General features: G+C 42.8%; 17 protein-coding genes. 10 read left to right on the forward strand and 7 right to left on the reverse strand.

Going from position 1 to position 17651, the window contains the following annotated elements:
* Nucleotides 1-53 precede the first annotated feature (53 nt).
* From gspL to FN961_RS21730, 3 genes are read left to right on the forward strand one after another with little or no spacing between them, the layout of a single operon-like run.
* Nucleotides 54-1247 (forward strand): type II secretion system protein GspL, encoded by a 1194-nt coding sequence (gspL, locus tag FN961_RS21720; protein ID WP_144042264.1) that lies wholly within the window; start codon nucleotides 54-56, stop codon nucleotides 1245-1247.
* Nucleotide 1248: 1 nt separating this feature from the next.
* A complete protein-coding gene (locus FN961_RS21725) occupies nucleotides 1249-1725 on the forward strand; it encodes a type II secretion system protein M (RefSeq protein ID WP_144042265.1) in 477 nt (158 codons plus the stop codon).
* Nucleotides 1726-1755: 30 nt separating this feature from the next.
* Nucleotides 1756-2514 (forward strand): type II secretion system protein N, encoded by a 759-nt coding sequence (locus FN961_RS21730; RefSeq protein WP_144042266.1) that lies wholly within the window; start codon nucleotides 1756-1758, stop codon nucleotides 2512-2514.
* Between the two features lie 871 nt (nucleotides 2515-3385).
* Here FN961_RS21730 and FN961_RS21740 read toward each other — a convergent pair.
* Entirely contained in the window at nucleotides 3386-4369 is a 984-nt protein-coding gene (locus tag FN961_RS21740; RefSeq protein ID WP_144042268.1) for a helix-turn-helix domain-containing protein, read from the reverse strand.
* Nucleotides 4370-4734: 365 nt separating this feature from the next.
* A complete protein-coding gene (gene yrfG / locus FN961_RS21745) occupies nucleotides 4735-5400 on the reverse strand; it encodes a GMP/IMP nucleotidase (RefSeq protein ID WP_144042269.1) in 666 nt (221 codons plus the stop codon).
* A 170-nt stretch (nucleotides 5401-5570) separates the two neighbouring features.
* Here yrfG and nudE point away from each other — a divergent pair, with 170 nt between their 5' ends.
* The 5 genes from nudE to FN961_RS21770 all read left to right on the forward strand — a co-directional run bounded on the left by nudE (nucleotide 5571) and on the right by FN961_RS21770 (nucleotide 10273).
* Nucleotides 5571-6116, forward strand: a complete 546-nt coding sequence (nudE, locus tag FN961_RS21750; RefSeq protein ID WP_144042270.1) for an ADP compounds hydrolase NudE — start codon at nucleotides 5571-5573, stop codon at nucleotides 6114-6116.
* Between the two features lie 70 nt (nucleotides 6117-6186).
* The gene (gene cysQ / locus FN961_RS21755) at nucleotides 6187-6999 is read left to right on the forward strand and encodes a 3'(2'),5'-bisphosphate nucleotidase CysQ (RefSeq protein ID WP_144042271.1); all 813 of its coding nucleotides are present in this window, start codon (nucleotides 6187-6189) and stop codon (nucleotides 6997-6999) included.
* Nucleotides 6992-7453, forward strand: a complete 462-nt coding sequence (locus FN961_RS21760; protein WP_144042272.1) for a GNAT family N-acetyltransferase — start codon at nucleotides 6992-6994, stop codon at nucleotides 7451-7453. Before cysQ ends, FN961_RS21760 begins: the two co-directional genes overlap by 8 nt.
* Nucleotides 7454-7459: 6 nt before the next feature.
* Nucleotides 7460-8743 carry an MFS transporter gene (locus FN961_RS21765; protein WP_144042273.1) on the forward strand — a complete coding sequence of 428 codons (1284 nt, stop codon included), beginning with the start codon at nucleotides 7460-7462 and terminating at the stop codon, nucleotides 8741-8743.
* Nucleotides 8744-8977: 234 nt separating this feature from the next.
* The gene (locus FN961_RS21770; RefSeq protein WP_144042274.1) at nucleotides 8978-10273 is read left to right on the forward strand and encodes a hypothetical protein; all 1296 of its coding nucleotides are present in this window, start codon (nucleotides 8978-8980) and stop codon (nucleotides 10271-10273) included.
* A 68-nt stretch (nucleotides 10274-10341) separates the two neighbouring features.
* On the opposite strand, the gene mnmH is transcribed toward FN961_RS21770, so the two are convergent.
* The 3 genes from mnmH to FN961_RS21785 all read right to left on the reverse strand — a co-directional run bounded on the left by mnmH (nucleotide 10342) and on the right by FN961_RS21785 (nucleotide 13741).
* Nucleotides 10342-11445, reverse strand: coding sequence for a tRNA 2-selenouridine(34) synthase MnmH (gene mnmH, locus FN961_RS21775; RefSeq protein ID WP_144042275.1), 1104 nt, complete (start codon nucleotides 11443-11445; stop codon nucleotides 10342-10344).
* Entirely contained in the window at nucleotides 11445-12485 is a 1041-nt protein-coding gene (gene selD / locus FN961_RS21780; RefSeq protein ID WP_144042276.1) for a selenide, water dikinase SelD, read from the reverse strand. The genes mnmH and selD overlap by 1 nt, the downstream gene beginning before the upstream one ends.
* 149 nt (nucleotides 12486-12634) lie before the next feature.
* The gene (locus FN961_RS21785; RefSeq protein ID WP_144042277.1) at nucleotides 12635-13741 is read right to left on the reverse strand and encodes a fatty acid desaturase; all 1107 of its coding nucleotides are present in this window, start codon (nucleotides 13739-13741) and stop codon (nucleotides 12635-12637) included.
* A 154-nt stretch (nucleotides 13742-13895) separates the two neighbouring features.
* Between FN961_RS21785 and fabR the strand changes: the two genes are divergently transcribed.
* Nucleotides 13896-14510, forward strand: a complete 615-nt coding sequence (fabR, locus tag FN961_RS21790) for an HTH-type transcriptional repressor FabR (protein ID WP_144042285.1) — start codon at nucleotides 13896-13898, stop codon at nucleotides 14508-14510.
* 80 nt (nucleotides 14511-14590) lie between these two features.
* On the opposite strand, the gene trmA is transcribed toward fabR, so the two are convergent.
* Nucleotides 14591-15688, reverse strand: a complete 1098-nt coding sequence (gene trmA / locus FN961_RS21795; RefSeq protein ID WP_144042278.1) for a tRNA (uridine(54)-C5)-methyltransferase TrmA — start codon at nucleotides 15686-15688, stop codon at nucleotides 14591-14593.
* A 131-nt stretch (nucleotides 15689-15819) separates the two neighbouring features.
* Here trmA and murI point away from each other — a divergent pair, with 131 nt between their 5' ends.
* Entirely contained in the window at nucleotides 15820-16605 is a 786-nt protein-coding gene (gene murI, locus FN961_RS21800; protein ID WP_144042279.1) for a glutamate racemase, read from the forward strand.
* 27 nt (nucleotides 16606-16632) lie between these two features.
* Here the strand turns inward: murI and FN961_RS21805 are convergent, their stop codons facing one another.
* A complete protein-coding gene (locus FN961_RS21805) occupies nucleotides 16633-17103 on the reverse strand; it encodes an RNA recognition motif domain-containing protein (protein ID WP_144042280.1) in 471 nt (156 codons plus the stop codon).
* Between the last annotated feature and the right edge of the window lie 548 nt (nucleotides 17104-17651).

Consider the following 17651-nt stretch of genomic DNA (forward strand, 5'->3'; position numbering starts at 1 on the left):
AAAAATAATGACGTCTTATTGGCACAATGCCATGAGATAGGTGGAGAATGAATGTGAGTGAAAGATTATTTATTCGCTTAGGGGCAAGTTCAGAGCAAGCTTGCTCTTGGCTGGTGTGGTCCGAGCAAGAGCAAGAGATTATTGCTTCGGGTGAAGTCAAAGATGCGGCAGCACTGGCAAGCTTAACTGAGCGTGCGGGTAACCGTCCTGTGGACGTATTAGTGCCATCATCAGCGATCACGTTAACCTCAGTAGAGTTGCCTGAAAAAGGCCAGCGTCAAGCAATTCAGGCGCTACCATTTATGCTTGAAGAGTCTCTGGCTGAAAATGTCGATAAGCTGCATTTTGTGCCCGGTCCTCGTACCGATGGTGCCTTGAGTGTTGCAGTTGTTGCCCATCAGCAGATGCAAGACTGGATGAGTTGGTTAAGTGATGCAGATCTCAAGGTCAAAAGTATTGTACCGGACTGCTTGGCTTTGCCTCTTGATGGTTGTCAGTGGGCAGCAATTCAGTTTAACGAAGAGTATTTAGTCAGAACTGGCGAAGGCTCTGGTGTCAGTTTAACGCGGGATTGGTTGGATCTAGTCTTGCCTAAAATGTTTCCTGAAGGGCAAGAGACCCAAGTGACAGTGGCGGGACACAGTGAACTTGCATTTGCTGGCACCGATATTAAACCTCAAGCCCTTGAATTACCGATGTTAGTGTTGGCCAAAGGAATACTTTCTGCGCCATTAAACCTATTATCGGGAATTTATACACCCAAGCGTGATTATGGTAAAAACCTAGTTTTATGGCGTAATGTTGCCATTGTGATTGGCGTTGCTTTGGTGCTAGGCCTTATGAATAAGGGCCTGAATATACACCAAATGAACACTGAACAAGCCAGACTGAAGGCGGAAAGTGAAGCGATATACAAGCAAGCTGTTCCTGGCAGTTCCAGAATTGTAAATCTGAGATCTCAGATGGATAAAAAATTGCGGAGCATGCAGGGCAGTGGCGGTGGCAGTGAGTTTTTCACCATGCTGCAAGGCCTAGAGCCAGCCTTTACCCAAGTGCCAGAGTTAAAGCCATTAACCTTGCGCTTTGATAGTGCCCGTGGCGAATTAAGAATGCAGGTGACCGCGAAGAGCTACGCTCAGGTCGAACAGTTTAAAACCATCGTCTCTGCGTCTTATAAGCTTGATTCTGGCGCAATGAACAGCGGTGAAGACTCTGTGACCAGTACACTAACGCTGAGGAGTAAATAAGATGGAGAATCTGAAAGCTTGGTGGAGCGGACTGATCTTACGAGAGCAGCAACTGGTTGGAACCTGTGGCGGATTTTTACTTTTAGCAATTTTGTATTGGGGGATTTGGACTCCAATCGTCAATGCCGAGTCAGATGCTGAACGCGGCTTAAAGGCTCAACAAAACACCTTAAATTTTGTTAAGCAGACTGCAAATAAAATTGCGGGTCTAGAGCAAAGTGGCAATCAGAAGAGCTTTAAAGGTAGCTTAAGCGCTGCAGTGAACCAGACTGCTGGCACCTTTGGTCTTGAGATCACTCGTATGCAACCTCAGGGCAATAAGATACAAATTTGGATGGATGATGTTCCTTTCGATTCTTTACTGGGTTATTTGAATGAACTCGTACAGGTAAAAGGGTTATCGCTGGATAGTATCGACCTTGCAGAGTCCGATCTGCCAGGTTTGGTTAAGGTTCGCCGTATTCAGCTTTCACAGTAAAGAGCTGATGGTTTTAATGAAGGTGTTGTAGTGAATTTAACGAAAAAGATTATTCTAGGTGTGGCGATTTATCTGGTTTTTATGGTCGCACTGTTTCCGGCAAGTATCGCCGTTAAACTGGCCCCGTTGCCAAGTAATGTCACACTCACAGGGGTCTCTGGCTCTATATGGTCAGGCAAGGTTGAAACCCTCAATATACAAGGGCGACAAGTCGAGCAAGCACAATGGACATTAAGCCCGTGGAGTCTTTTCTTAGGCGAAGCCAAATTAGATTTTGTTATTGGTAATCGTGCTTCAGCGGTAAACGGCAAAGGATTGGTTACTGTCTCTATGAGTGGTATCGATGTAAAAGGACTAAGGTTCGAGGCACCAAGCAGTTTTCTGTTAGGCAAAGCACGTTTACCTTTCCGTACTGTAATCAATGGGGACGTTAGCCTGTTTGTCGATACGCTGCAGCAGGGAACACCTTGGTGTGAACAGCTCAATGGCAAAGTATTTCTTAACCATGTTCAGGTGAAAAATCAATTCGGTAACTACCCCTTGGGTGATATCGAGCTAGGACTTAGCTGTGAAGATGGCAACATCAAAGTGAGATCAGACGAAGAGATGAACAAGCTGGGTCTTGATGGCACAGTATTGGTCAAAGCGGATAAGATGGTACAGGTTTCGGCAAAAATAAAAGAGACTTCATCTCAACCAGCAGATCTGAAGAAAGCCCTAGCATTCTTAGGTAAGAAAGACAGCCAAGGTTATTATCCAATTAGTTACCAAGGTAGAATCCCCTTTTAGTGCAAGAAAGGGGGTTCAACTTGCGAGATTAGCTAACTTGTCTGATAGCAAGTTTGAAGTATCTTTTTGGGTTAGGTTTACTGGTTCCATTGGGCTGGTTTGGTATTAGATAGTTTATAGGTAACCATACCCTCTAATTAATCTATAGCCTGCGGCTCGCTTAATGTGTAAATACCTCTGTGACACGTCATTATGACCTTGTCAGGTAACAAGTTTTAAGTACCTTTTAATAAACCATTTTCAGACTTAGTCTATTCAGCTTATTGAATGGCATGGAGTAATTGCTACTTATAGCCTGCGGCTCGCTGAATGTGTAAATACTTCTGTGACACGCCGCAAGCACAATCCCTGTGGGCTCTACCGTGACGTCCCTGTCACGGAAGGTCACAGCCGCATTCACACCTGAGTGTTTATCTCTTCGATTAGAGTGAAGAGTCATAAATAATCTGACAATGCTTAGAAGGCTATTGGCTACGACCCCTTTGTCCGTAGTTTAATACCATAACTTTAAATGTATCTATTGCTTGCAGCAGGCTCACATGTAGCTACTTCTGTGGGACGGTGAGTGAAGCGAAGCTTCAAGTTTACGAACGAGAAGCTGGATGCTGAACTGGCTTTTAGGTAGGGATGGCTTCACAGCGTCTCGCAGAAGCATCTGTACATTGCCCCGCTGGAGGCGATAAGTAACCATGAAGGTTCGAGCTTCAACAACCTACCCAATACACACTCAGCTAAAAGTTATCAAATTAGATTCGACTATTAGCAACAAGAGTGAGTTCAGGGGGATGGCTAACGGATAAAAATGTATTTGGCGTTCATTCGAACGCCATTAACGATTTGTGGGGTTAAACGATTGCACTCATTGATCGATTTAGCTGTTTTGAGGCTTCTCTAATAATTCCATTAAGCCTACCAAGGCGGCAAAGAGTATTGCACCTACGGGCCAAATAATCCAAGTGATGCCCCAATCCATGGTCCAAAGGCTCCATCCTAGAAAAATTGCTATTAATAATGGCCAATAAAAAGCGGCCAGCTTCTCTGCACGTTTGCTGCGTCTAGTTTGTTCTGTTTCTAATCCCTTATCTTGTAGAATACGGTTATATGCATCGAACTTTGTTGATGCTGGGATGATGATAAATAGTCCTGCTGATACCATTAATAACAGGACGGTTATCATCATTAACGTCATTCCTGGAGTATCAAAAAACTGGTTGACGACTATCAGTGGTACAAAGCTGAAAATAAACAGACTAACCGCGATGGACAAGCTGCGGTTATAGCTAGGTTGATATGCTATTAGTCGCTCGCTAAAAATACTGTGAACGCCATAAGCCAGTTCAAAATCTTGGTTTTCAATCGCGCTGGTATCATTTTTAAATTGGTTGGTTTTTATAAAAAAGCTGACTGCCGTTGCAACTAACATCAGCACGCACACCAATCCTATAGTGGTAGCTACATCATCGGTTATACCCACTCGTTGGCTCTCAGCCATTGCCAGAAAGAAAAATAGAGGTATTGCAGAGCAAACAGACAAAACTACGCCTTTTGTTACCAACGCTGCTTCTTGTATTTTGCTGTTAACGTATTGTGTGGCTTGCTCTAAACTGACTTGCTTAAGGTTTGATGGTTTAGGTTCATCGCTGTAGCTATTAGCTTCATATTCATCTTTAAGTAGGAAGTCAGTTGAAACTTCAAAAATGTCGGCCAGTTTAATAATTTTATTTAAATCTGGGATGCTATTAGTGCTCTCCCATTTAGATACTGACTGTCGAGATATAGCCATTTTTTCCGCTAACTCTTCCTGCGACCAACCTAGTTGTTTCCTTAACCTGATAATCTTTTCTGCTAAAATCATAAGATACTTCCCTGATGTGTAATTGAGTCGCCAGCTTAGAAAACTAGGTGGTTGCAGACTAGCAAGCTCAGTTGTTATTTTGTCAACTACTGGTTGCGTTTTAGCTATCTTACTAAATTTGGCTAGTTTTTATCACCTAGCAAGGAAGATACAATCAAAGTGGATGATCATTTTGCATCACTATAACAAATAGACAAACAAAGCTATTTACCACGGAGAAAATCAATAGCAAATTCCAGCTTTTCTTCGAGATCTCCGTGAAGCGCAGCGCTCTGTGGTGAAAAATCGTTTTATTATTTGGTAGAAAACAAAGGGAGCGTCATGAATAGAAAATGTCATTGGCGTTCATTTGAACGGCTGAAAACTCATTTTGCTAACAGGTCATCTAGCAAAAGATGGAAATCTCCAATAGCGGGGAAATCATGAAAAACCTTGTGTGGTTTTTGGCTGTCGGGGTTGGTGATTCCAAGTTGATAGCCAACTCCGGCCTCTTTAGATGCGTGTAAAATTGCTTCGCTGTCGTCGATGAACAAGCAGCGTGCTGGATCTAAAGAGAATTGTTTGAATAGGTGTTGCCAAAAAACAGGGTGTTCTTTGGGGTAACCGGTTTCATGACTTGAGATCATCTGATCTAAACCTAAGCCTAAATCTGTTTGTTCAAGCTTTAACGCTAAGCTGTTGGGGTGGGCATTGGTGGCTAAGATTCGTGATTTGTTTTGTGACTCAAGAGCGACAAGAAACGGCATGCTGTCTTGCCTTAGCTTAATCTTACCTGCCGAGGTTTTATGTAGAGCTAAGATGTCTAATCCCAATTCCTTCTGCCAAAAATCAAAACAATACCACTCTAGAGTACCAAATACTTTGCCATAAGCCGACTCAACTAATTTCATTGCATCTTGTGTGCTGATAGCCCTTTGACGACTGAGTTCATTAGGGACAATTTGCAGCCAGAAATGATTATCGAAATGCAGGTCGAGTAGGGTACCGTCCATATCAAGTAATACGGTATCAATCTTATTCCAAGGAAACATATTTCAGCCCAAATCCTTAATTGTTAGTTTTTATCAAAGTTTGCTGTCTGCGGTTGTTAGAATGATTGTTAATGCTGGCATATATATACGAATTCAGTTTGCGTTCTTTGAAGAAATTTGAGCATATGTAGTAAGATTATACGAAATACCAATTTTAGTCAGGGACTTTCATGAATGACAAGAAGCCAGAAATTCTAGGAGCAGAAATAGTTGCTCAGAGTCGTTTGTTTAAAATTGAACAGTTGCACCTGAAATTCTCTAATCAGGTCGAGCGATATTACGAAAGAATGAAGGGCAATAATCGCGGTGCTGTGATGGTGGTTCCTGTGCTAAACCGTGACACATTATTGTTAGGTCGTGAGTATGCGGCAGGCACTCACTCTTATGAGCTTGGTTTTCCTAAAGGCTTAATTGATCCGGGGGAAGAGGCCCATGAGGCGGCAAATCGTGAGTTACAGGAAGAGATTGGTTATGGCTCCAGAAAGTTGACCCATCTAATGGAGTTGAGTCTCGCTCCAGGATATTTTGCCAGTAAGATGCAGATTTTTATTGCCGAAGATCTTTATGAAAGTAAGCTAGAGGGAGATGAGCCAGAACCGATAGAGCTTGTACCTTGGCCGATTGAACAATGGCAAGCATTGCTAGAACAGGAAGATTTTTCCGAATCAAGAAGCGTAAGCGCCTTGTTTTTAGCTCAGAAATACCTAAAACTATAATAAGAAAATCAGTACTCTTTTTAAATTTTTTGAGTCGTAAAGTAGTAAGTAATAGGCTGTTGGAGCAGTTATGAAGCCAGAAGATTATGTTGAGCAGGTCATTGAAATTGCGATGGTGGCGGGTAAGGAGATCCGCGATATCTATCTGAAAGGGACATTCGAGAAAGAGACTAAGTCAGATAATACGCCTGTGACTTCGGCTGATATTGCTGCGCATAATATTATTACTTCTGCATTGCAGGCATTAACGCCTGATATTCCCGTTTTATCGGAAGAGGATGCCAATATCCCTTTCGCGACTCGGCAGCATTGGGAGCGATATTGGTTAGTTGATCCTTTAGATGGCACGGGCGAATTTATTGCTGGTAGTGGTGATTTCTCAGTGATTATCGCGTTAGTTGAACACAATCGACCGATAATGGGCATTGTCTATGTGCCGATGACCGAAATTTGTTATTACGCGATTGCAGGCTTAGGTGCTTATAAGCGTGATAAAGAGTCTGAATGTCGCATTATGAGTCGTCAGCTCCCTAAGTGTAATGATCCTGCCTTAACATTGGCGGTAAGTCGTCGCCAAGACCCCGAATCAGTCCTTAAATTGTTTAACCATTCTAAGCATTGTGATTTAGTGGTACTTGGTGGTGCTGCCTTGAAAAGCTGTTTAATTGCGGAAGGCAAGGCGGATTGCTATGTCCGTATTGGCCCTACAGGTGAATGGGATACGGGGGCTGCTCAGATTATTGTAGAAGAGGCGGGTGGGGAAATAATGGATATCACCCTACAACCTCTAACCTATAACGAAAGAGATAGCTTAGAAAACCCGAATTTCATTGTAGTTGGCTCTCCTCAACTGGAGTGGGATCAGATATTGATCAATGAGTGATTCAATACAAATATGCCTTGCTGATAAGGATGATCTTCAAGGCATAGATGCGCTTGAGCAGCGTTGCTTCCACGGCCACAGTTATCCCGATTTTTTCTTTAGACAAGCCCTTGATTGTTGGCCAGCTGGTTTTTTAGTGGCAAAGGATAATCAAGCTAATGTTGTTGGGTATTTATTGGCGTCATCTGGGACTGAAGCTCATCTTTGTTGGCTTTTGTCCTTGGCAGTGTGCAATGAGCAACATGGTAAGGGGATTGGGCGTAAACTGATATCTCATCTGCTAGATAATCTTCCCACTGGCGTGACTCAAGTTCAGTTGACTGTGGCACCGGAAAATAACGCACAGTCGCTTTATCTCAAGCTAGGGTTTGTACAAATAGGGTTTGAAAGTGATTATTTTGGCCAAAATGAACCCCGATTCTTAATGAGTTACACCACACCCAAATTGACTTGAGGTCGCATGTTTTTTAGCCGACGCTTTTTCCCCTATTTTGTCACTCAATGCCTAGGTGCATTAAATGACAATGTGTATAAGAATGTTCTGCTCTTAATGGTGGCTTATGCCAGTGTAGAGCAGTTACCTATGTCGATAGATCTGTTTGTTAATATCGCTGCAGCAGTGTTCATCCTTCCTTTTCTCATCTTTTCTGCTCATGCTGGTTGCCTCGCGGACGCTAAAGATAAAGCTTGGCTTATCAGGCGAATTAAATTGGCTGAACTTGTGCTGATGTCTTGTGCTGCGTTGGCAATGTTGAATCAAAGCTACCTTTCAATGTTGTTTTTACTGTTTTTAATGGGGACTCAATCAGCCTATTTTGGTCCAGTGAAATACGCTCTCTTGCCTCAAGCATTGAAGCCTGAAGAATTGGTTCGCGGTAATGCTTGGGTTGGGGTTAGTACCTTCCTCGCTATTTTATGCGGTACTGTTGGGGCCGGCATACTAGCCTCCAGTGAGTACGCTATGCAGATCACTGCGATGTTCGTGGTTTTGTTAGCGGCGGTAGGCGTGATTGCCAGTTGGAACATCCCCTCTTTGCCTGCGGTGCTTGATGTTCAAAAATTACCGCGCAAAGGTAATTGGCAAATTTTAAAGTGGGTGTATCAGCATCATGAAATTTGGGCGGCAATCATAGGCATTAGCTGGTTCTGGTTTCTTGGCGCGACTTATCTGACCCAGTTTCCGAATTTTACTCGTCTGTTCCTTTTCTCTGATCCCAGTGTTGTTTCAGTGTTATTAGCACTGTTTTCATTGGGTATCGCCAGTGGTTCTTTTATCTCGGCGCGTTTATCTAAAGGGAAAGTTGAGCTTGGAATTGTCCCTCTTGGCTTATGTGGATTAACCCTGTTTGGTATCGATTTTGTATGTGCGATACCAAGTTCAGTGGCATTTGTGTATTACGCGACCGATTTTGTGATGACCACAGCGCATTTCAGATTGATGTTTGATCTCTTTATGATCGGCGTGTGTGGGGGGATCTATATCGTGCCGCTCTATAGCTTTATTCAGTTAAAAGCGAAGGCCAGTGAGCGCGCACAGGTGATTGCGGCAAATAATATTCTCAATGCACTCTTTATGATCACATCAGCGCTGTTAGCGATGATTGTATTGCAATTGTTTGACTGGAAGATCACTGAGTTATTTATCTTACTCGCAGTCGGGAATGTGTTGGTATTAACCTTCCTCTGTGTCAAAGAAGCCATTTTTCGGCGCTCGGCAATCAATTTCTTACGCAGAAAGAGTTAACTTTTTAATCCCCAATAGACAACAAAGCCCTCAATTGAGGGCTTTATCCATTCTTAAGTTGTTCTAACAACTATTTTTTGTAGTTATCTAACCACTCATGCATCGCTTGATGTGATCCTTTGAATATGACTCTGGCTTGCTTCTGCTCAAGTAATGGTGTTGAGTTAATTGTTTATTTGTGTTTGTTTTTCGTGTGATAATGTTGTGAAAATAAGAATATCAAAGGATTGAAGAATGAAAAAATGTAGTTTTAGTCTAATCGCTTTCTCGATAGCTTTAGCGGGGTGCGGTGGTAGTGATGGTGGAGGCTCCGACTCTGGCGGAACCCCTGAAGTTCCCAGTATGGTAACTGTTGAGTTTGTAGAAAAGGCAACTCAGTGTAACTTTAGCCGACCAGCAACCAATGTCACCGTTATTGTACAAAGAAAAGATGGAACAGTGCTTAAGGAGTTGTCGCCTGATAGCCAAGGTAAACTTGAATTTCCTTGGGATAGTGATAGCGCTCATTTTACGACAGTAACCATGCAAGATGGTCAGTATGATATCGATACTGAACTGAATTTTGTTGGGGATGATTTAGGCATACAAAGTCGTTTTTCTGATGATTTAAATGCTCAGTGTAAATGCCAGAATTTCGAATTTGATACTTCCGAACTTGCAACGACTTACCTTGATTATAATTTACTAATAGCTAATGAAGAGTGGAGTTTGACAGGACAAAACTTAAGCAAGCAGTTTTGTCGGGCGCCGGGTGAAACTTTTGCACGAGTGGATCTGATGTTACGCCCATTGAATAGTAGCGAAGATGCTTATGGGGCTTTGTTGGATATTAATAACTTAGAATCAGGTATTGAACTGACTGCAAATATGTTTACAGGGCCAGATAATCTAGGTGTATTGTTGGATGTGCAAACTGACGCCGATGATGTTTCTCATCTTCGTAGCTATGCCAATACCCTTGATGGCAGAAAGCATTCCGAGTTTGGTATCGGACAAATGTACATTTTTCCTGGACTTCATGAAAACAACTTCGTTCAGGCATATCGTTTTGTAGATCTAGAGTCTACAGCACAAGGGAACATTGATTACAGTTCAGTACGTAGAATTAAAGTTACTGATCCTAAATCTGTTCAGGATATCACTATTGCTCAAAACGAGACTCTGATGTTAGAGGCTGCTAATCAGTTGTTCAGTGGAATTATCAATGACAATGCAGCAGCTTACGACTTTAGCCATATCGGTTCTGGTAGATCTGCATTCGCTATGGACGTGAATGCGACTAATTTTGATTGGTATCTAACTGGTCCATTAAAAGGTGAAATGCCGGATCTGGCTTTACCCGACAATATCGAAAATGCTCTCGATGACTCGGTCACTAGCATGTATCTTGCAACATTTGGATATCATCAAGGTGGTAGTTTAGAATTACTACGTAGCGAGTGGGCTAAAGAAACAAGAACACCAGGTGCGTTAAGGCCTGCCTATTTTGATAATTATGATAGTGAGTCAATTACCATTACTTTGTTTTGATCATTGGTACTAATAAGTCATAAAGCCCTCAATTGAGGGCTTTATTCATTCTTAAGTTGTTCTAACAACTATTTTTTGTAGTTATCTAACCATTCATGCATCGCTTGATGTGATCCTTTGAATATGACTCTGGCTTGCTTCTGCTCAAGCTGATACTGGTACATGGGATCGTAATAACGCGTCAACAGGAGCGAAATCCACTCTAGGTGAGCTTGGGTATCATTTTGCTGCAGTTGAACATTTAGCGCATGAGAGATGATTGATTGAAACTCATCATGGAGCTGGCCACCGAGCCGCTTCTTTATGCTGGTGATACTTTGGCTTAAGTAGTCACTAAAAGCGCTGAAACCGGCCTCTTCACCTAAACGGTCGACATAACCTGAATGCATCTTGTGTACGTATTCATTTAGCAGGCGAGTTAATCGAGTCTCTTCAGGTTCCTCTAACACTAAAATGTTAGCACTCTGCATACCGGCATAAAAAGCCTTAGGAATAGCGGAACGTCCAATCAAAAAGCTTTCATCTTCCAGTAATAAGCATCTCTCATCTCTGTCTTGATGCTTAAGCAGAGCTACAGCCAGTTGGTTTTCAAAGTTAATCTGCGAAGGTTGTCCTTCATGATAACGACCAAAACTTGAACCTCTGTGGTGAGCCAAACCTTCAAGATCGACGGCTTCAGAGCGTTGGATGAGGAAGTCTGTCTTGCCGCTACCAGTGATCCCGCTGAGGATGAACACGGGTTGCTTAGCTGGCGCATTATCTATGGTGTCGATGAGATATTGTCTCATCGCTTTATAACCGCCTTCGATATAGGGAATATCAATTCCCGCTTCTTTTATCCACTGCTGTGACAGCTGAGATCTCAAGCCGCCACGAAAACAATACAGATAGGCATTAGGATTTTGCTTAATAAACGTTAACCAAGCATCAACCCTTTGCTGTTTTATCTCGCCTTTAACCAAGGTGTGTCCCAATGCAATCGCCGCATCTTGACCTTGGTTTTTATAGCAAGTACCAACCCGTTGGCGTTCGCTATCTTGCATTAAGGGATAGTTACTGCTTGATGGAAATGCCCCCTTATCGAACTCAATCGGTGCCCTAACATCGATCATCGGATGTCCGCTGAGCATGATCTCTTTATAAGCGGTGTTAGGGATGATATTGCTGCTCATTAAATCAGTTCCACTAAGGTCAACTGCTCGACGTCTGTCAGAGTACCAATGCAGTTGGCTGGAATGTCATGTTGAGTGAGCAGTGCGACTAATTCACTTTCAGCTTCGCCAGAGACTGCAATCAATAAGCCGCCACTGGTTTGAGGATCGCAGATAATCGCTTTTTGAGTGTCGGTTAGCTGAGGCAAAAACTCGCAATAACTGTCGAAGTTTCGGTGGGTACCACCGGGAATGCATCCCAGTTCCAAATACTTTTCAGCTTTAGGGAGTAAAGGTAATGCAGACACTGAAATTTGTGCGTTCAGTGTTGCTCCCTGACACATCTCAATTAGGTGACCAGCTAAGCCAAATCCGGTGACATCTGTCATGGCATTTACGCCTGGGAGTTTAGCTGCGAGAGCACCAATTTTATTGAGCTGGCACATCGCATCGACTGCAATCTGAGTATCTTCAGCTGCAATCTTTTTCTGTTTTTGTGCGGTTGTTAAAATGCCAATACCCAAGGGTTTGGTTAGGTAGAGTTTATCGCCAGGTTTAGCTGTGTCGTTTTGCTTTAGTTCACTCAGTGGGATCTGCCCTGATACTGCTAAACCAAAGATAGGTTCTGGAGAATCGATACTGTGTCCGCCCGCCAACATTATACCAGCATCAGCACAGGCTTGACGTCCGCCATCAACAACTTGTTGTGCGATTTCTGCCGAAAGAACATTAACAGGCCAACCTAAAATTGCAATCGCCATAATAGGCGTACCGCCCATGGCGTAGATATCGCTAATGGCGTTAGTGGCAGCAATGCGGCCAAAGGTAAAAGGATCATCGACAATGGGCATGAAAAAATCGGTAGTGCTAATGATCCCTGTTTCGTCATTGAGCTTATAGACTGCAGCATCATCTCGGGTTTGATTACCGACGAGGATATTTGGGTCATTAAAAACAGGTAGCTGAGATGCCAGGATGGTACTGAGGACTTGTGGAGATATTTTACAACCACAGCCTGCGCCATGACTGTATTCGGTAAGTTTGATGTCTGATTGTAACATTGGCCCAAAGTCCATAGTGATTCGGTTAATCGGCCATAATAGACCTATCGTTGAACCACTTCAATCAGCAGAGTTATTGAGTTTGTAAGAGGAGTCACAAGGAAGGTAACTGGAGGGCTACCAATAAGGATAACCCTCCAATGAATAGATTAAGCGTAAGAGGCCATTAGTAGCTGCCAGTTTTTCTGTTGAGTCTGGAAACGCAGTTTCAATTCATCAACTTGAAGCATGAGATGTTGGTTGGCAAGTTGTTTGCGTTTAGCTTCAAGCAGCTCTTTTTTCGCTACGTAATACTCTGCAAGATGTGCTTTAAGTAGCTCATACTCACTTTGAAGCATCTCAAGTACTTCATCACCATCAGGGAGTAAGGCGACACGATTCTGTGTTCGTTTGAGCTGCATCTGTAACTTTGCACTTTCTATACGCTCTTGAGGTGTGACTCGCAGATCTTTAGCCAATCCACACCAGCTTAATGTATTGATTAACCATTTGGTTGGGTCGTATTGCCACCAACGAATACCATTTCGGTAATCATTTTCAAAGATATGATGGAAATTATGGTAGCCCTCACCATAGGTCAGAAGAGCAATCACACCATTATCCCGTGCGGTATTCTTGTCGGTATAAGGCTGGCTTCCCCAAACATGAGCCAGCGAGTTGATGAAGAAAGTACAGTGATGGACGACAACAAGTCTTAATAGACCCGCCATCAGCAACATCGCTAAAATATCGCCGTTGAGCCAGCCGATAAATGCAGGCAAGCCGATATTCATCAAAAGTGCTAATGCTAGATAGTGCTTGTGCTGCCACATGACGATCTTATCGCTCTGTAGATCGCGAACATTTTTATAATCGTGATAGCGTTGTGCTTGGTATTCTCTAAGCATCCAACCTATGTGGCTATACCAGAATCCCATTTTGGCTGAGTAGGGATCTCTATCGTTATTATCGACATGTTTGTGGTGCACTCTATGATCTGATGACCAGTGTAGTGCACTGTTTTGCAGAGCTAATGCGCCGCCAAGAGCATACAAAAAGCGAACCGATGCCTTCGCTTTGTAAGTCTTATGAGACCAGAGTCTATGGTAACCAGCTGTAATCGATAGGCCACTTGCGAAGGCAAGCGCGATGAAAGCAATCCATTCAGATATGCCATAGCCGTAGGTTAATCCATACCACGGCACAAGGACTACTGCGCCGAGAAAAGTGATTGTAAAAAGAGCTACATTTGTCCAGATGAGTGGAGGTTTTGTCATTATTATTATCCAGTTAAACTTTGAGCGTACACCTGTAAGCTAATTTAGCTGTTGAAACGTAATTGGTCAAGTTAGAAAGGTGATCTAAGGGCTGCGTTTTAGTATCAAAAAATGTATTATCTCGTGATAACACTTAGTTTTCGGATCCGCCATGATGGGCATTAGAGCACAGCAGAAAGAGAAAACGCGTCGAGCATTAGTCGATGCAGCGTTTAACCAATTAAATGCTGAGCGGAGTTTTTCTAGTCTGAGTTTGCGTGAAGTTGCACGTGAAGCCAAAATAGCACCTACCTCGTTTTATCGACATTTCAAAGACATGAATGAGCTAGGGCTCACTATGGTTGATGAAGGAGGCTTAACGCTACGCCAAATGATGCGTAAAGGTCGTCAGCGTGCTGAGGCCGGTGGAAGTGTTATACGCATCTCAGTTGACACCTTTATGGAGGTGTTGGAGTCTAATCCAAACGTTTTTAGAATCTTGTTGCATGAACGCTCCGGTACCTCTGCGCCATTTCGCGCTGCAGTGGCTCGTGAAATCGAACACTTTATCTCTGAACTAGCTCACTATACTGAAGCGACAGCAAAGCGTAGCCCTGAATTAGCCCATGCACAGGCTGAAGCTTTAGTCACACTTGTCTTTAATGCTGGAGCGGCTGCACTTGATATGAAACGCGTCGATCGTAAAGCGTTAGCGGATAGGTTGGTGATACAACTTCGTATGGTGGCGATGGGCTCTGAGGCGTTACAACTGAAGTTGGATAAGCGATAGTTACAGTCGGTCTAATAAACTCCTGCTCAATGACAAAAAGCCAGCTCGTTATGAAGCTGGCTTTTTACATTTTCAAACCACTATTTTCTCTCTAAGAAAACCCCTGACTCCATATGAACTGTATAGGGGAATTGATCAAATAGCGCAAAGCGAGTGATGTTATGCGTTTTGCTTAACTCACCTAAATTGTCGATAAGAGTATTAGGGTTGCATGAGATGTAAATAATACGCTCATAGCCTTGTACTAATTTCACTGTATCAGGATCCATTCCCGCACGTGGTGGATCGACAAAAATGGTGTTGCAGTTGTAGCTGTCTAAATCAATCCCTTCTAAACGCCTAAAGCTGCGTTTCTTTGCCATCGCATCGGTAAAGTCCTCAGCTGACATACGGATTATCTGCAGGTTATCAATTTCGTTTATCTTGATATTGTATTGCGCTGACTCAACGGAAGGTTTAGCAAGTTCAGTAGCCAATACACGATCGAAGTTTTGCGCCAGTGCGATGGAGAAATTACCGTTACCACAATAGAGTTCTAGCAGATCGCCCGTGCTTTCTTTAGTGACATCGATGGCCCATTCGAGCATCTTAACGGAAACTTTACCGTTTGGTTGAGTGAAGCTATTTTCAATCTGGTGATACTGTAACTGCTCACCATTAACTTGCAGTGACTCAATCACGAAATCTTTATCGAAGATAAACTTCTGTTTACGTGCTCGACCAATAATATTGACGTTAAATTTTGTGGCCAATGTTTCTTTTAGCGTTTTGGCTTCTGCTTGCCACTGCTCATCAAGTTGCTTGTGATAAAGCAAAGAAACTAAGATCTCACCGCTAAGGGTTGAGAGAAAATCAATCTGGAACAACCTATGCCTAAGCATTGTATTTTGCTTTAGCTCTGCGATAAGAGCAGGCATCATGTCATTAATCAATTGGCTGGCTGGCAGAAATTGATCACAACGAACTTTACTGTCAAGTGCCTTATCAAACATGTAGTAGTACATGTCTTCACCTTCATGCCAGATACGGAATTCTGCACGCATACGGTAATGAGCTGGCTCAGAACTAAATACTTCTAGATTCGGTGTATCAAAGTCAGCGAATATCTTCTCAAGCTTGATACGCTTTTCTTCGAGTTGCGCATCATAGGTAGTAGGATCCATTGCTGCTAAATTCATTTATTGATCACCCTTGGTTTGATTTGGGGCGGAATTATTATACTAGAGAGCAAGGAAGTCCAGTTTCTCGCTTCCGATTTCTAGATTCTTGTGTGAAAATTCTAATATTATCTAAATAGCGGAGAAAAGCATTGTCGGGACCCATACTTGTTTTTGATTCAGGGGTAGGTGGTTTATCTATCCTAGAAGAAGTTAGGAAAGTCCTACCTGATGAAGACTACTGCTACCTATTCGATAATGCCCGTTTACCTTATGGTGAACTCGATGAGCAGGAGTTAATCGATGGTTGCGAGTCACTTATTGCCGCGACGGTTGATAAAGTTAACGCATCATTAGTGGTGATTGCCTGTAATACGGCAAGTACCCTTGTTCTACCTGTATTAAGAAAGGCACTAAATATTCCTGTTGTGGGTGTAGTGCCAGCAATAAAGCCCGCGGCGTTATATTCTAAAGCTGAACATATCGGCCTATTGGCCACGCCAGGTACTATCAAAAGAGATTACACACATAGTCTCATTAAAGAGTTTGCTAGCAGTTGTCAGGTTGAGCTATTTGGTTCATCTGAATTGGTTTTGCTAGCGGAAAAAAAGGCGGCGGGTAACATCATCCTACAAGAAGAGATATCCCAGCTCTTGTATCCTATAAAAGCGTCAGCTTTAGATACGTTAGTTTTAGGTTGCACTCATTTTCCGATCCTTAAGGATGAGATCCAAGAGTACTTAGGTGATGAGGTATTACTGCTCGATTCTGGAAAAGCGGTAGCGGCACGTGTATCTAGCTTAATTGAGAGGAATGTAAAGCTTAAGACAGGAAATAAAGAGATGGTTGCACTGTATACGCAGGAGATTGAGGAAGGTCTGAAAAAGTCACTAGCCGAATTTGGTTTTTCAAGTCTCTCGAAAGTCCAAACTGGCTAATGATTTTAGTGTTACGCGAAACTAGGATTAAGCTCCAGCTTCCTGGCTTTCAGATTTGTCAGCATCTTGTGATTTAGCTTCTCTGACTTTTAACGTTCGCTCTTGGAAATCAAATTCATTAAGTTTGCTCATTGCTTTCTGAGCACCAGCCTCAGACATCTCAATGAATCCAAATCCTTTACGACGACCTGTTTTACGATCACGTACTAATCGAACAGAGTTTACTGGTCCGTATTTCCCAAATAGTTCTTTTACTTCCCCTTCATGCACACGGTAAGGCAAGTTGCCTACATAAAGAGTCATGGTTGGACCGGTATATTGTTCAACGCTTGCGGCATTGTTACTAGCCGAAGATGATTTTCCCTGAAGTGCGAATACAACACTTGCGATAATAGCACCGGTAAAGAAAGCGATTGCAGCATTAATGTCTGCGACCTGAGTGAACGCGAATGCGCCTACTATGGCGATAATCAAAACGATAAGAAATGGCTTTTGCATATATAGGTTCTCTGAAGAATGATAAATAACTGTTAATAGCAGGTATATGGTAATGAATTATTTACCATTACACTAGTCTATTGCCGAAAAAATGAACTTAATAGAGTAATACAGTAAGTGATATTGCTAGATATCGATATAGGATGAGCTTTTTTTCAGCAAAATAGAGCGCAAATGTATAAAAGTTCAGCGGGCAAACATAAATGATGAAAAAGGTGTTGCGCTCTTCTCTGACATCCCTATAATGCGCAACCACTGACACGGCACAGCAGGCTTCTAGCCTAATGTAATGTGTAAGCATGGTAGATAATCTCAGGATTGTTTATCAGGTTGAAAAGCAATTTAAGTGGTTCGTAGATGTGTCTTACATACGAGAGTGTATAAGAAATCATCGCTTGAAAAACTTCTTAAAATAAGCGCTTGACGCCAACCACGGAGAGTGTAGAATACGCCTCCTCAAGCCAACGACCTAGCGTCAACGGCCGCACTATCAAGTGCAACGCTCTTTAACAATTTATCAAGTAATCTGTGTGGGCACTCACAGGTGT

Origin of the sequence: Shewanella hanedai (assembly GCF_007197645.1) — a bacterium.
In the GTDB taxonomy this organism is placed as follows: domain Bacteria; phylum Pseudomonadota; class Gammaproteobacteria; order Enterobacterales; family Shewanellaceae; genus Shewanella; species Shewanella hanedai.